We start from the raw sequence: 14,887 nt of genomic DNA, 5'->3' as shown, positions 1-14,887 counted from the left end.
CTTTTAGATTTAGTTTTGTCACTTACATTGTTCCTGTTTCTTTTTTTTTAATTTATATATTTTTTAATAGAAAATTAATAATAAACCTTGAAGCCTCTGTCTTTTACATGCTTTTAGGCATATTAGCATCATTATTATTGATTGGAGGTTTAATAGGTTTAGACTTTGGGGTGCGTGTAAAATCAGCAATGTATTTGTTTCTGTTTTTTTTTCCGATGAGTTATATTTTTTATTGTGAGATTAATAAACACGACATTAATACAACGTTTAAAAACCTATTGCTATCCTATATAATACTAGGATTATTTATTTTCTTTTTACACTATAATGGATTAATATCTAAAAATAGGTATCAGCATGTAGGTAATATATTGGCTGGTTTAACCATATTACTTTTTGGTATCAAATCTAAATGGTATAAATGGGTGTGTATTGGGATTGTTTTTTTTTTATTATTGTTATCAGGTTCTAGGCAAGCGCTTGTGGGGCTAGTTTTTACATTATTAATATACCTTTTAGTTTCTAGATTTAAAAGTGTTATGTATGCCTCGTTTATTGGGCTATTAATTTATTTGAATTGGGATTATATTTTCAAAAAAATTGAAATTTTTGCATATAACAATGGTATCGAAACATTAAAAAGGATGACCTATGCTATTAAATCTGGTGGAGGAAGCAGTGTACAGATTAGATTTAGTATCTATGAAAATTTAATACAAGAAATTAATTTTTTACCTAATTTGTCTTTTTCACCAAATAAAGATTCACTTCTTCCACACAACTTTTTTCTAGAATATTTTATAACCTGTGGTTACTTTTTTGGAATTTTGTTTTTTTTATTCATAATATACATTTTGGTTAAAGCTATTATTAATAATAAAAACAATGTATTGCTATATTTAGCTATATTTTATTTTGTACCCTTTAATGTGTCTTCGGGTATGACCTCCGCAAAATATTTTTTGTATTATTGTCTGTTAGTCATTATTATTCAATCAAAAAAAGTAAAGCATGAAAGTCTTATTAGTAAGCGGGAGTGTAAGTAGTTCAGGTCATGGAACTGTGTATTTAAAAAATATACACAAAAACCTAGAGGATATTGATACAGATGTTTTTGTACCGAATGATGCTATTTTAACAGACACGAATATTGACATAGATAGGATACATAAAAGTGATTTAAACTTCTCTAAAGTATCAAGGCAAAACTATGTCAAGTATGGTAAATTGGGGATGGTGAAAAGGGGTTTTGACAGGGTTTCTAATGGTATTAAATTTCATAAAGATTTAGTAAAATATTTAAAAACTAAAAATTATGATGTTGTTCATATTCTTGATTCAGAATATATATCGTATTGGTATTTAGCTAAAAAACTTAAAAATAAGCCTATAAAACTAGTTTACACATTACATGCTTCAGATTTTAATTTGCAATCATTCTCTATTGGATCGGTTTACAAGTATTTAGTTAAAAGTTTACTTAACACAAGTTTTAGTAAAACAGCTCATGTTGTATGTCATGGAGAGTGGATTAAGGATAGGTTGGTTTTATCATTTCCAAAATTAAAAAATAAAATTTCTGGTATTGATTATCCAAGTAATGCGTATTCACAAATCGATAAAAATAAGCTTAAAGCGGAACTTGGATTACCGTTAGATAAAACTATTATATCATTTTTAGGAATGATTAGACGTGACAAAAAAATTGAGGTTGCAATTCAAACTATTAAACAATTACCAGATAATTTTCATTTTGTTATAGCAGGAAGTTTATCTGATTATAGGCTAGAAGAGATTGAAAGCCTAATAAAAGAGGCTAAAATAGAGAATAGAGTAACTAAGACTCTAAAATATTTGAGTTTAAAAGAATATGAAGACAATTTTAAGGCTTCAGATATCTTTTTATCAACACATAGTGATAGTTTTCCTTCGGCCAGCGGACCTGTTAGTGATGCCAGATCCTATGGTGTCCCTGTAGTGGTACCTCCTAATGGACAACTAGATATGTATGTAAATATTAATAAAGTAGGTCAGGTGGCAAAAAGCCATAATGCTAAAGACTTTGCAGAAGCCTGTTTACTTGTTAATAGTAATATAGATCAATATAAAAATAATGTTATTAAAGTCTCTAATAGCCTGTCTTGGAAAAGTTTTGTAAATAGACATATTAGTATTTATAATGAGGAAAATAATGAACAAAATTTATAATGAGGCTTTTTTATTAAAAAACATTATACTGCTTTTTTTTACACATGATTTTATTATAAAGCTTTTTGTATCTCACGATATAGCTAATTTAACCTATTATAGATTTGGTATTATTTTTAAAATAATAATTATAATTAGTGCTTATGTTTTTTATAATAAACATAAAGTGGATTATAATTTTATGCTACCATTAGCTTTGCTGTCCATTGCGTTTATTGTTAGTCAATTAACATTGTGTTCATCACTAAACTTGGCTAATTTATTATTTAATGGACACTATTTTTTAAGTGGTTTATTCGCGTTGCTATTTGTTTTTTTATTTAAAAAAACAATAATATATAGTGTTTTAAAGTACCAAGTACAAGGTTTTATTTGGTTTATGGCAATAAACTCTGTTGCTATATTAATTGGTTATTTATTAAATCTTAATGTGTTTAAAACTTATTTTTTTGGAGGGACTAGGTTTGGATTTCAAGGATTACTTTTATATCATAGCGAAGCTGGTTACCTTTATTTTATAGCAATATGTGTTGCCTACTTTTTATATCGTAAAAAAAAGGACGTAATAATAGGAAGTATTTTAGTTTTACTCATTGTGTGCTCTTTTTTAATTGGAACAAAAAAGGCCTCCTTATTAACATTAATTTTCTTATCATATTTTTTTATTGACAATATTAAATTGTTGAAGCAAAAGATAACGTACTATTTTTTAGCAGGTATTTTACTATCGATTTTTTTATTTAGACATGTAATTCAAGATGTATTTTATAAGCAGTTTTCGTTATTTAATAGGGTGTATTTAGAAGAGGGTTTTTTTACATCCCTTACATCATATAGGAATGTGCTTTTACAAAACTATTTTATTCCTTATATTGAAGAAAATTGGGGCATTTTGAATTATATCTTTGGGGGACCTAAATTTGCAAATATTCGTGTTGAGTTAGAGTTGTTTGATTTAATCCTATTTTTTGGGCTTATTGGAGTTGTTGCATATGTTTCGTTCTTCAAAAATCTTTGTACAAGTTCTACTAAGTATTCTAATTTCATAATATTTAGTCTTATTTTTGCGTCTCTATTTTCGGGTAATTTACTTACAAGTGTTAATACAATAGTCATTATGATTATATCTATACTATTTATTAATTATGATAATGAACTAAGCTTACAAAAATGAAAATAATCTACATACACCAATATTTTAGAAAACCAACCGAATCTGGTGGAACTAGGTCTTATTGGATAGCCAAAGAATTAATAAAAAAAAACCATGATGTTTTAGTTATTAGTACTAAAAACAATATGGATTCTTCAAAAAAGCATGAGGTTGTTGATGGTATTAAAATATTATACTTAAACGTACCATACTCTAATAACTTATCAATTATAGCTAGAGCTAAGTCTTTCTTGTCATTTATGTTTATGTCAAGTTATTACTTGTTAAAAGAAAAAAATGTAGATGCAGTCTTTGCAACATCTACTCCTTTAACAGTTGGTTTTCCTGCATTAATAGGTAAATGGTTTAAAAAGATTCCATATACTTTTGAAGTTAGAGATTTATGGCCTGAAGTGCCAATCCAAATGGGAGCTTTAAAAAACAAACTGTTAATAAAATTAGCTGTAGGTTTTGAAAAAACAATATATAAAAATGCTAATCATATTATTGCATTATCACCAGGCATGGAAAAAGGGGTGTTAAAGTTTATTAAAGACCACACCAAAGTTAGTATGATACCAAATATGTCTAAGATTGATGAGTTTTTTCCTAGACCAGTATCAGACCAGCAAAAAACAAACTTAGGTTTAAATCCACAAAAGTTTAATTGTATTCATTTTGGAGCAATGGGTAGGGCTAACGGTTTAGAACACCTTTTTGAAGCAGCAAAATATGCAAAAGACAATAATATTACAACCATTGATTTTGTGTTTTTAGGCGAAGGAGCTATGTTCGAAACCTTTAAAAAATATGTGAATGATAATGCGTTAGAAAATGTAAAGTTTTTGGGCACAAAAGGATTGATCGAAGTTTCAGAAATTGTAAATGCATGTGATGTCTCGCTTGTAAGTTTTGCTAATATTGAAATTTTAAAGACTAATTCTCCCAACAAATTGTTTGATTCTTTATCTGCAGGTAAGCCAATAATAGTTAATTCTGCTGGTTGGACTAAAACCATGATAGAGGATAATAATTGCGGTTTTTATGCAGATATTACTAGTCCACAGCAGTTAGTAAAAAAAATACAGATTTTAGAGCAAGATAAAGACTTATATAATTCATTTTCTATCAACTCAAGACAGTTAGCCGAGACTAAATACGATAAGTCTATCCTAGTACCACAAGTGGTTAAAGTTATTGAAAACACAAAAAAACAAAATGTATAAAAACGTCTTTAAACCATTTTTTGATTTTATAGTATCATTACTCTGTTTAATAATTTTTAGTCCAATATTTATTATTATTTTAGTAATACTTTCTTATTTTAATAACGGACAGCCATTCTTTTACCAAATTAGACCAGGTAAGCGTGGAAAGTTATTCAAAGTCATAAAGTTTAAAACTATGAATGACAAAAAGGATGACCAAGGAAATCTATTGTCAGATGAAAAAAGATTAACTAATTTAGGTAAATTTGTAAGAAAAACATCACTAGACGAATTACCACAACTAATAAATGTGTTAAAAGGTGACATGAGTTTAATTGGACCAAGACCTTTATTACCAGAGTATTTAACACTTTACAATCCAATACAAAGTAAAAGGCACGATGTCAAGCCGGGAATAACAGGTTGGGCACAAGTAAATGGGCGAAATGCTATTAGTTGGGAGAAAAAATTTGAATTAGATGTTTGGTATGTAGAGCATCTTAGCTTTAAACTAGATGCAAAAATTTTATTTAAAACAATATTGAAAGTAATTAAATCCGAAGGTATAAATACAGCTAATCAGGCAACTACAACAAAATTTACAGGTAAATAATTTCAAATGGAAAAAATCGCAATAATAGGAGCAGGAGGATTTGGAAGAGAGGTTAAAACTTTAATTGATAGTATTAACCAATTGTCAAATCAATTTGATTTGATTGGCTTTTTTGATGATAATATTGATAAGGGAACCTTAATTAACGGTTTAAAAGTTTTAGGAGGTTTGACCGATTTAAATAAAATTGACTACAAACTAAATATAGCAATAGGTATTGGAGTGCCAGAGATAAAACAAAAAATTATATCATGTATTAACAACACTAATGTTAGTTATCCTAATTTAATCCATCCATCTGTCTTAATTTCTAAAGACGATGTATCACTAGGAAAAGGTAATATTATTTGTGCAGGAAATATTTTAACATGTAATATAAATTTAGAAGATTTTATAACACTTAATTTATGTTGTACAGTTGGTCACGACACTAAAATAGCTAGTTATAGCTCATTTATGCCTAGTGTAAATATTTCGGGAGAAGTTGACATCAATCAGTCCGTTTACGTTGGCACAGGTGCAAAAATCATTAATCAATTAAGTATCGGAGAAAATACTATTGTTGGAGCAGGAGCAGTTGTTGCTAAATCTTTACCAGCAAATTGTACAGCAGTTGGTATTCCAGCTAAACCTATTAAATTTCATTAAATGATGAATACAAAAATATGGCTATCTTCTCCACACATGGGAGGAACAGAGCAAAATTATATTAAGGAAGCATTTGATACTAATTGGGTGGCACCTTTAGGTCCTAATGTAAGTGGTTTTGAAAACGATTTAGAAAATTATTTAGGCCAAGATAAAAAAGTAGCGTGCTTATCATCTGGTACTGCTGCAATACACTTAGCTTTAGTGCAGCTAGGTATAAAATTAAACGATGAGGTAATTTGTCAAACTTTTACTTTTTGTGGCTCATCAAACCCAATTGCTTATCAAGGTGCAATTCCAGTTTTTGTAGATAGCGAACCAGAAACATGGAATATGTGTCCAAAGCATTTAGAAGAAGCCATTAAAGACAGGATAGCCAACGGAGTAAAACCTAAAGCGATTATTATTGTACATTTATATGGCATGCCATCCAAAATAGATGAGCTATTGGCAGTCGCTAATAAATATCAAATAGCTGTTGTTGAAGACGCTGCAGAAGCTCTAGGATCCACTTATAAAGGAAGACAATGCGGAACTTTTGGCGACTTCTCAATTTTATCCTTTAATGGAAATAAAATTATTACAACTTCGGGAGGAGGAGCAATGGTTTGTAATACAGAAGAAGATAAAAAACAAACTATTTTTTATGCTACGCAAGCAAGGGATAATGCACCACATTATGAACATTCCAAAATTGGTTTCAATTACAGGATGAGTAATATTTCGGCTGGTATAGGACGTGGCCAAATGGAGGTATTGGATAAACACATTGGCTTAAGACGTGATATGAATGCTTTTTACACCAATCTTTTTAAGGATATAAAAGGTGTCGAAGTACAAAAACAACCTAACGCAGATTTTTATTCAAATTTTTGGTTAAGTTGTATTTTAATTCATGAAGACGCACCTTTTACAAAAGCACAATTTCAAGAAGCTATGGATGCTGAAAACATAGAGACTAGGCCATTATGGAAACCTATGCACATGCAGCCAATTTTTAAAAATGCGCTATACTTTGGTGACCATTTAAGTCAAACCCTTTTTGAAAAAGGATTATGCCTACCTAGTGGATCAAATTTACAGCAAACCGATTTAGATAGAATTAAAAAAGCATTAAATAAGCTTTTATAAATTAATACATAAACTAGAGTTGTAAAGGCTTTAAATATAAATTTGGTAATATTATCATTATATTTTAAGATATTTGTTAACTTTTATTAAAGATCCAAATGCTTAAACAATTAAAACAAGCTTTATTTCAAGTTTTAGAATCTAGTCAAAAAAAAATAGATTTTAAAAATATAAATTACTTACCAAGGTGGGCAATCCTTTGTTTTGATAGTTTTATATTAATAATCTCCTTATTTTTTACTAAAATTATTGTAAGCAAAATTAAAAATGCAGCTTTTTTTAATTTAGGATTTTCTAAAGAAGAGTTTCTCATAGTCATCATTAATGTCTTATTTTTTATTCTATTTAGGACTTATGCTGGACTTATAAGGCATTCTACTTTTATAGATGCTGCCAAATTTTTCTTGGCTACTATAGCTACATTGCTTTCAGCTTTAGGACTTTATTACGGTTATTTATTTTTAATTGGTGACGAGTTATTCTCAATTCCGCAACTATTCATTTATTCAATTGTATCATTTTGTGGTTTATTCTTATTTAGGATTTTAGTAAAACAAGTGTTTGAAGTGTACCAACGTTATAATGACGAAGAAGCTAGATTAAACGTTTTAATTTATGGTACAGGTGAAAACGCAATCGCAATCGCTAGTGCATTAAAATCTGAAAAACCCTCTCGATACAAAATTTTAGGATTTATTGATAAGGATGGTAAAAATAGAAGTAAAGAGATTTTAGGATTACCAATTATTCATTTAAAACGCAATACAGCTGTCTTACTTAGAATATATAATGCACAAGCATTAATAATTGCTGATAGTACTTTAACAAAAGAGGAAAGTATTAAAATCGTAGACAGCTGTTTAGAGTTTAACTACAAGGTTTTTAGAGCGCCTTTAATTTCTGATATTGAAAAAAATACTACACTTTCTAATCAAATCCAAAAAATACAAATTGAAGATATTTTAGAAAGAGAACCTATAAAATTAGATAACAAATTAGTTGCTAAAGAAATCTTTAATAAATGCATCTTAGTAACAGGTGGAGCAGGATCTATTGGAAGCGAAATTGTCAGACAAGTAGCTAGCTATAAACCTAGCAAACTATTGATTTTTGATCAAGCCGAATCGCCTTTATACGAAATCCAACAAGAAATTAAACACGATTTTCCTGAGCTAAACTTTGAGGCTGTTATTGGTGATGTCAGAAAAGTAGACGTTTTAGAAGATGTATTTAAAAAAAATAGTCCGCAAGTGGTATACCATGCAGCAGCATACAAGCATGTACCACTAATGGAAAAACATCCATCGGAAGCCATTTTTGCAAATATTATGGGCTCTAAAAACGTAGCAGATTTATCTTATAAATTCAAAGCAGAAAAATTTGTTATGGTCTCAACAGATAAGGCTGTAAACCCTAGTAATGTAATGGGTGCTTCTAAACGTATTGCCGAGATTTATGTCCAAGCTTTACAAGTTAAAGCAATGGCAGACCCTAAAAACAAAACTAACTTTGTAACCACAAGATTTGGAAATGTTTTGGGTAGTAATGGCTCTGTTGTACCATTGTTTAAAAGGCAAATTGAAGAAGGTGGACCCTTAACTATAACGCATCCAGATATTATTAGGTATTTTATGACCATACCAGAAGCTTGCCAATTAGTATTGGAAGCAGGCGCAATGGGTAATGGTGGAGAGATTTTTATCTTTGATATGGGAGAAGCTGTTAAGATAATTGACTTGGCTAAAAAAATTATCCGTTTAGCTGGCTTTGTACCTTATAAAGATATCGACATTAAAGTTGTAGGATTAAGACCAGGAGAAAAGCTATATGAAGAGTTGCTAAGTGATAAGTCAACAACTTTACCTACTTACAATAGTAAAATTATGATTGCAAAAGTAGAAAACTGTAGTTATACAGAAATTAACAAAGACGTTCATGAGCTATTTGTTTTAGCTAAAGAAGACAATAAAAATGAAATCGTAAAAAAAATGAAAGAGATCGTACCTGAATTTTTAAGTATGAATTCTGATTTTGAAATTTTTGACAAAAAAATAGTTTAAATATATATACAAATGAAAATAGCAGTAATTGGGACAGGATATGTTGGTTTAGTAACAGGAACCTGTTTAGCAGAAACAGGAAACGAAGTACTTTGCATAGATATAGATCAGGAAAAAGTAAAACAAATGCAGTCAGGTGAGGTTCCTATTTACGAACCTCATTTAGATGTATTATTTGAAAGAAACATTAAAGCTAATAGACTTAAATTTTCTACTAGTTTAGAAGAAGGTTTAGAGCATGGAGATATCATTTTTCTGGCATTACCAACACCAGAAGATGAAGACGGATCTGCAGACTTAAAATATATTTTAGGTGTTGCAGATAACATCGGAAAATTAATAAAAGACTACAAAGTCATTGTAGATAAAAGCACAGTTCCAGTAGGTACTTCTGATAAAGTACATGCAGCTATCTCAAAAAACGCTACAGTAGATTTTGACGTAGTCTCTAACCCGGAATTTTTACGCGAAGGATTTGCTGTAGACGACTTTTTAAAACCAGAACGTATTGTTGTTGGATCAAGTAGTGATCGTGCAACAAAACTAATGGAAAAGCTATACAAACCATACGTAAGATCAGGTAATCCAATAATTGTAATGGATGAAAAATCTGCCGAACTGACAAAGTACGCTTCAAATTCGTTTTTAGCAGCTAAAATTACATTCATGAATGAGATTGCTAACTTTTGTGAAAAAGTAGGAGCAGACGTAGATAAAGTTAGAATTGGTATGGGAACAGACTCTCGTATTGGAAAACGATTTTTGTTTCCAGGTATAGGTTATGGTGGTTCATGCTTTCCTAAAGATGTAAAAGCATTACGTAAGTCAGGATTGGATAACAACTATGATTTTAAAATTTTAGATGCGGTTATTAATGTTAATGCTAGACAAAAATTGGTGTTAATACCTAAGATAGAATCTCATTTTAATAATGACCTAAAAGGAAAAAATATAGCTATTTGGGGATTAGCATTTAAACCTGAAACAGACGATATTAGAGAGGCTCCTGCTTTATATATGATTGATGCTTTATTAGAAGCAGGATGTAATATAACAGCTTTTGATCCAGAGGCTATGCCAAATGTTAAACGTAAATTAGGTGATAAAATTAACTTTGCAGATAGTATGTATGAAGCATTAAGCAAAGCAGATGCATTAATTATTTCTACAGAGTGGAGTATTTTTAGAACTCCAAATTTCGCAAAAATTAAAGATATAATGAATAGTCCAACCATATTTGATGGACGTAATTTATATGACGTAAAAGATGTTGAAAATGAAGGGTTTAAATATGTCTCAATAGGAAGATAAATGAGTCAAAAAAGAGTTTTAATTACTGGAGCAGCAGGATTTTTAGGATCACACTTATGCGATCGTTTTATTAATGAAGGTTATTTTGTTATTGGTATGGATAACTTCATAACAGGGGATCCCAAAAATATAGCACACCTGTCTTCAAATGCTAATTTTCTTTTTATTCAACATGATGTCACAAATTTTATCAATATACAAGGTGATTTAGATTACATTTTGCATTTTGCATCACCTGCAAGTCCTATAGATTACCTTAAAATTCCTATTCAAACATTAAAAGTAGGAAGCTTAGGGACCCATAATTTGTTAGGTTTAGCTAAAGCGAAAAATGCAAGGTTACTTATTGCATCTACATCAGAGGTATATGGTGACCCATTAGTGCATCCACAGACAGAGGACTATTATGGTAATGTCAATACCATTGGACCAAGAGGTGTGTATGACGAGGCTAAACGTTTTCAAGAATCCATAACTATGGCCTATCATAGGTTTCATGGGTTAGAGACGCGTATTGTTCGTATTTTTAACACTTATGGACCAAGAATGCGACTTAACGATGGACGTGTAATTCCTGCTTTTATGGGTCAAGCACTTCGTGGTGAAGACTTGACCGTATTTGGTGATGGTAGTCAAACACGCTCATTTTGTTATGTGACAGACCAAGTAGAAGGGATCTATAGATTACTATTAAGTGATTATGCAAACCCTGTAAATATTGGAAATCCGCACGAAATTACCATTAAAGATTTTGCTGAAGAGATTATTAAACTAACAGGCACAACCCAAAAAGTAGTTTATAAAGACTTGCCAGTAGATGACCCTATGCAACGCCAACCTGATATTTCATTGGCTAAAAAATTATTAAATTGGGAACCTAAAGTAGGAAGAGAAGAAGGTATGAAAAAAACTTATGACTACTTTAAAAACTTAACAGAAGCAGAGCTTCATAAAAGCGAACACAAAGATTTTTCAAATTTTAATAAGTAATTTTCTATGGAGTATAAACGCGGAAGGTACTCTTGGTTACTTAGACCTATACTTATCATTTTTGACCTACTTGTCATTAATGTGTTAGCGTTTTACTTTTTCAATTTTAACCAATCAAGTCTTTACTATTTTGATATAGAGATATTAAATAATAAACACTTTTTGTACGTGGTATATTCCATATTTTTCTGGATGATATCGACGTCTTTATTGCGGTTTTATGAGGTTTATCGTTACACTTCAAGTATCAATATTATATCATTAATTATAAAGCAATTTTTAGCTTTTGGTATTATAGTGTATGCTTTTATAGGTGCTTTTAGAAGTATAGATACACCAGCTTTTACAACCCTAAAATACTTATTACTATCGTTTTTATTTATTAGTACTGCAAAACTAGTTAGTTACTATATTTTAAAGTCTTATCGTTCCTTTTTAAAAGGAAATGTTAGACGCGTAGTTATAATAGGTAAAGGTGAAGGCGCACAAGAGCTAAAACAATTATTTACCAAACGTAAAGAATTAGGGTATACCATTAAAGCGACCTTTGCAAATACAGATTCTAAATCGTATACAGGAAATATTTCAGATAGTTTTCAATTTTTATCTAACGATAAAAGTATTGACGAGATTTATTGTGCAATTGATGAACTGACAGAGAAGCAAGTCAATGATTATGTTAAGTATGCCGAGATTAATCACTGTAACATTAAGTTTATACCTAAAACCAATAAGTTGCTAACTAGTAGATTAAAAACAGATTATTATAATTATCTACCAGTATTGTCAATGCCAGAGGTAACTTTAAACAATGATTTTAATAAATTTATTAAACGCATTTTTGATGTTATTTTTTCATCACTTATTATAATTTTTATCTTATCATGGCTAGTCCCATTATTGTTTATTGTAATAAAATTAGAATCTAAAGGACCTTTATTTTATAAACACACACGTAACGGAATTAATTATAAAGAGTTTACTTGTTATAAATTTAGATCTTTAAAAACTAATAAAACTATTGCAGGAACCTATATCACACAAAATGATAAACGAGTAACTAAAATTGGTAAGTTTTTACGTAAAACTAGTTTGGACGAGTTTCCGCAATTTTATAATGTATTAAAAGGTGACATGAGTGTTGTTGGACCCAGACCACACATGCTATCTTATACAGATGATTATTCAAAAAAAATTGATAAGTACAATTTTATATTTAGACACAACGTTAAGCCTGGCGTTACTGGATTAGCCCAAGTCAAAGGTTATAGAGGTGAAATAAAAAATGACGAAGACATAATTAACCGTATTAAATACGATAATTTTTATATCGAAAATTGGTCACTAGTATTAGACATTAGAATCATTTTTCAAACCATGATAAACGTTTTTAAAGGTCAAAAAGAAGCCTACTAAACATGAAACCATTAGTCTCTATAATAACACCAATGTATAACTCAGAAGCTTTTATAGATCAGACTATAAAAAGTATTTTGTGTCAGACGTATACTAATTGGGAGTTATGGTTAATAGACGACTGCTCAACAGATAATACCATTGCATTAGTAACAAAATATGTTGCCATGCATGATAATATCCAATTACTATCAAATACAACTAATGCAGGCGCAGCAATATCCAGAAATAAAGGTATTGAAGCTTCACAAGGCGATTTTATTGCTTTTTTAGATGCAGATGATTTGTGGATGCATAATAAATTGGAAATTCAAGTTAATGTTATGCTAACCCAAAATTGTGATGTAAGTTTTAGTAGTTACAAACAGATTAATGAGGCAGGACAATCATTAAACAAGTTAGTAAAAGCATTACCACAACTCAGTTATAAAAAATATTTAAAAACTAATTACATAGGTAATCTTACCGGAATGTATAATGCCAAAGCCTTAGGTAAAATAACAGCGCCTAACCTACGCAAACGACAGGATTGGTTACTATGGTTGTCTGCCATCAAAAAGTCTGGTAAACCTGCTCTAGGTGTCCAAGAGCCATTAGCATATTATCGTGTTAGATCAAACTCTATCTCTTCTAATAAATTAGAGTTATTAAAACATAACTATTGGGTGTATAAAAAAGGCTTAGGATTTTCAACAATAAAATCCATATACAGCATGGTTATTTTTATTTACGAACATTTTTTTGTAAAGTCTAGACTAATTGTATCTACTAAACAATAGTTTACCTAGCGTTTTTTATAAACATTTGATTATGTGTGGTTTTAACCACAACACAAAATGAGCGAAACGTGTTGTTTTCGATAAATCGCAAAAAAAAACGATTAAAATATCAATGTTTTATTTTTTTAGATTTAGCTTCGGTTTGTTAATAGTATAATAGTTAAACGTTGTCAATTTTAACTACTAGCTAGAGACGCAAGATTAATCTCTAACAAGCGCTTGTTTTTTATTTTTTTGACAACTTATTACAAATTTAATAGCGACAACTATTAATTTAAATATCGACTAATAACTTAATTAATTATCAACCAGTTTAAACAATGTAACTGGTTTAATATTTTAGAAATTATGAAAAAATTATTAGGATTAACTTTTGTAGCTTTATTTATGATGAGTATGGATTCCGTAAGCTTCATGGAAGAAAGTGATCCATCGTTTAATTATGATCACTGTTTTGCTGGTGCTGAAGGTTATGAAGCCTTAGGCGTTTCTTTGGGTCTTGATGCTGAGGCTGCTTATGCAGTAGGAAACACTTATTTTGATAAGTGTGTTGCAGAAGTAGATTTTATTGCTGGATCTTATTGGAGTCAATAAATTATGAATAGAACAAGCTATATTATTTTCATTTTTCTATTGGTGGCAAATTCTTACGCTCAGCAAAGTTTAACCGTTGATTATAAAATAACTTTTAATAGTCAAAAAGTAGAAAATGACACCATTAAAAAGCACTTAAATAAAATCGAGGATGCGCCAGAAGTGGTAAAAACCTATAGTAAGGGAATAGCATTATTAAGCTCGATAAAAATGATTTTAAATGCTAATCAAAATTCAGCAGTTTTTACTGGAGTAAATCAAATGGATAATGATGTTAATCCGTTTGAGTCTAAACTTGCTAAAATCATGTCTGAACTTGAAACCAAGTATTATTATAACATCAAACCTAATGAATGCAAAAAATGGTTTAATTTTTTAAATAAAAAATACATTTATAAGGATTCTATTAGTATTAAAAATTGGAAGATTACAAACCAAAGTAAAACAATTGACAAATATGTCTGCTATTTAGCAACAACAGATTATGTAGAATATGTCAATGGAAAAAAGCAATTGCATAAAGTATCAGCTTGGTTTGCACCAGAAATACCATTTAGATTTGGTCCAAGAGGGTTTTATAATTTACCAGGATTAATTTTAGAATTAAATTTTAAAACTTTAATTTATACTGCTACTCAAATTAAATTTCATAAAAACAGTCAGGAGCTTGAAAAAACACCAAAAGGCGAATTTATTTCTAAAGAAGAATTATCTCATAAAATAGCTAAACTTAAAGAAGAAAGAAGGAATAATTAATGGCTAAAATTCAAAAAAAA

Annotated in this window: 14 protein-coding genes; all 14 read left to right on the top strand. The window is 29.7% G+C overall.

The genetic code is table 11. The features are described 5' to 3' along the window. Nucleotides 1–107: 107 nt before the first annotated feature. Entirely contained in the window at nt 108–1,046 is a 939-nt protein-coding gene (locus M890_RS16835; RefSeq protein ID WP_198018197.1) for a hypothetical protein, read from the top strand. Further along, the gene (locus tag M890_RS0105090; RefSeq protein ID WP_028282496.1) at nt 1,012–2,208 is read left to right on the top strand and encodes a glycosyltransferase family 4 protein; all 1,197 of its coding nucleotides are present in this window, start codon (nt 1,012–1,014) and stop codon (nt 2,206–2,208) included. The genes M890_RS16835 and M890_RS0105090 overlap by 35 nt, the downstream gene beginning before the upstream one ends. 250 nt (nt 2,209–2,458) lie before the next feature. Continuing rightward, nucleotides 2,459–3,382: a hypothetical protein gene (locus tag M890_RS0105085; RefSeq protein WP_157243258.1), complete on the top strand. Its 924-nt coding sequence runs from the start codon at nt 2,459–2,461 to the stop codon at nt 3,380–3,382. Beyond that, nucleotides 3,379–4,587, top strand: a complete 1,209-nt coding sequence (locus M890_RS15770) for a glycosyltransferase family 4 protein (protein ID WP_051437452.1) — start codon at nt 3,379–3,381, stop codon at nt 4,585–4,587. The genes M890_RS0105085 and M890_RS15770 overlap by 4 nt, the downstream gene beginning before the upstream one ends. Continuing rightward, on the top strand, nt 4,580–5,182 hold the full coding sequence (locus tag M890_RS0105075) for a sugar transferase (protein WP_028282494.1): 603 nt from the start codon (nt 4,580–4,582) through the stop codon (nt 5,180–5,182). The genes M890_RS15770 and M890_RS0105075 overlap by 8 nt, the downstream gene beginning before the upstream one ends. 6 nt (nt 5,183–5,188) lie before the next feature. Continuing rightward, nucleotides 5,189–5,830 (top strand): acetyltransferase, encoded by a 642-nt coding sequence (locus tag M890_RS0105070; RefSeq protein ID WP_028282493.1) that lies wholly within the window; start codon nt 5,189–5,191, stop codon nt 5,828–5,830. A gap of 3 nt (nt 5,831–5,833) precedes the next feature. Then, entirely contained in the window at nt 5,834–6,961 is a 1,128-nt protein-coding gene (locus tag M890_RS0105065; RefSeq protein WP_028282492.1) for a DegT/DnrJ/EryC1/StrS family aminotransferase, read from the top strand. Between the two features lie 98 nt (nt 6,962–7,059). Then, the gene (locus M890_RS0105060; RefSeq protein ID WP_028282491.1) at nt 7,060–9,021 is read left to right on the top strand and encodes a polysaccharide biosynthesis protein; all 1,962 of its coding nucleotides are present in this window, start codon (nt 7,060–7,062) and stop codon (nt 9,019–9,021) included. A 12-nt stretch (nt 9,022–9,033) separates the two neighbouring features. Further along, nucleotides 9,034–10,332, top strand: a complete 1,299-nt coding sequence (locus tag M890_RS0105055) for a UDP-glucose dehydrogenase family protein (RefSeq protein WP_028282490.1) — start codon at nt 9,034–9,036, stop codon at nt 10,330–10,332. Further along, on the top strand, nt 10,333–11,322 hold the full coding sequence (locus M890_RS0105050) for a UDP-glucuronic acid decarboxylase family protein (RefSeq protein WP_028282489.1): 990 nt from the start codon (nt 10,333–10,335) through the stop codon (nt 11,320–11,322). It begins immediately after the preceding gene. A 6-nt stretch (nt 11,323–11,328) separates the two neighbouring features. After that, on the top strand, nt 11,329–12,738 hold the full coding sequence (locus M890_RS0105045; protein ID WP_028282488.1) for an exopolysaccharide biosynthesis polyprenyl glycosylphosphotransferase: 1,410 nt from the start codon (nt 11,329–11,331) through the stop codon (nt 12,736–12,738). 2 nt (nt 12,739–12,740) lie between these two features. Next, nucleotides 12,741–13,517, top strand: coding sequence for a glycosyltransferase family 2 protein (locus M890_RS0105040; protein WP_028282487.1), 777 nt, complete (start codon nt 12,741–12,743; stop codon nt 13,515–13,517). A 348-nt stretch (nt 13,518–13,865) separates the two neighbouring features. Further along, complete coding sequence (locus M890_RS0105035) at nt 13,866–14,111, top strand: hypothetical protein (RefSeq protein ID WP_028282486.1); 246 nt, start codon at nt 13,866–13,868, stop codon at nt 14,109–14,111. A gap of 3 nt (nt 14,112–14,114) precedes the next feature. Then, on the top strand, nt 14,115–14,867 hold the full coding sequence (locus M890_RS16385) for a GLPGLI family protein (protein ID WP_051437451.1): 753 nt from the start codon (nt 14,115–14,117) through the stop codon (nt 14,865–14,867). Nucleotides 14,868–14,887: the final 20 nt, after the last annotated feature.

This window comes from Olleya marilimosa CAM030 (assembly GCF_000518485.1).
GTDB lineage: Bacteria > Bacteroidota > Bacteroidia > Flavobacteriales > Flavobacteriaceae > Olleya > Olleya marilimosa.
Note: the sequence above shows the minus strand (reverse complement) of the source record. Positions and strands in the feature narration are given on the sequence as shown.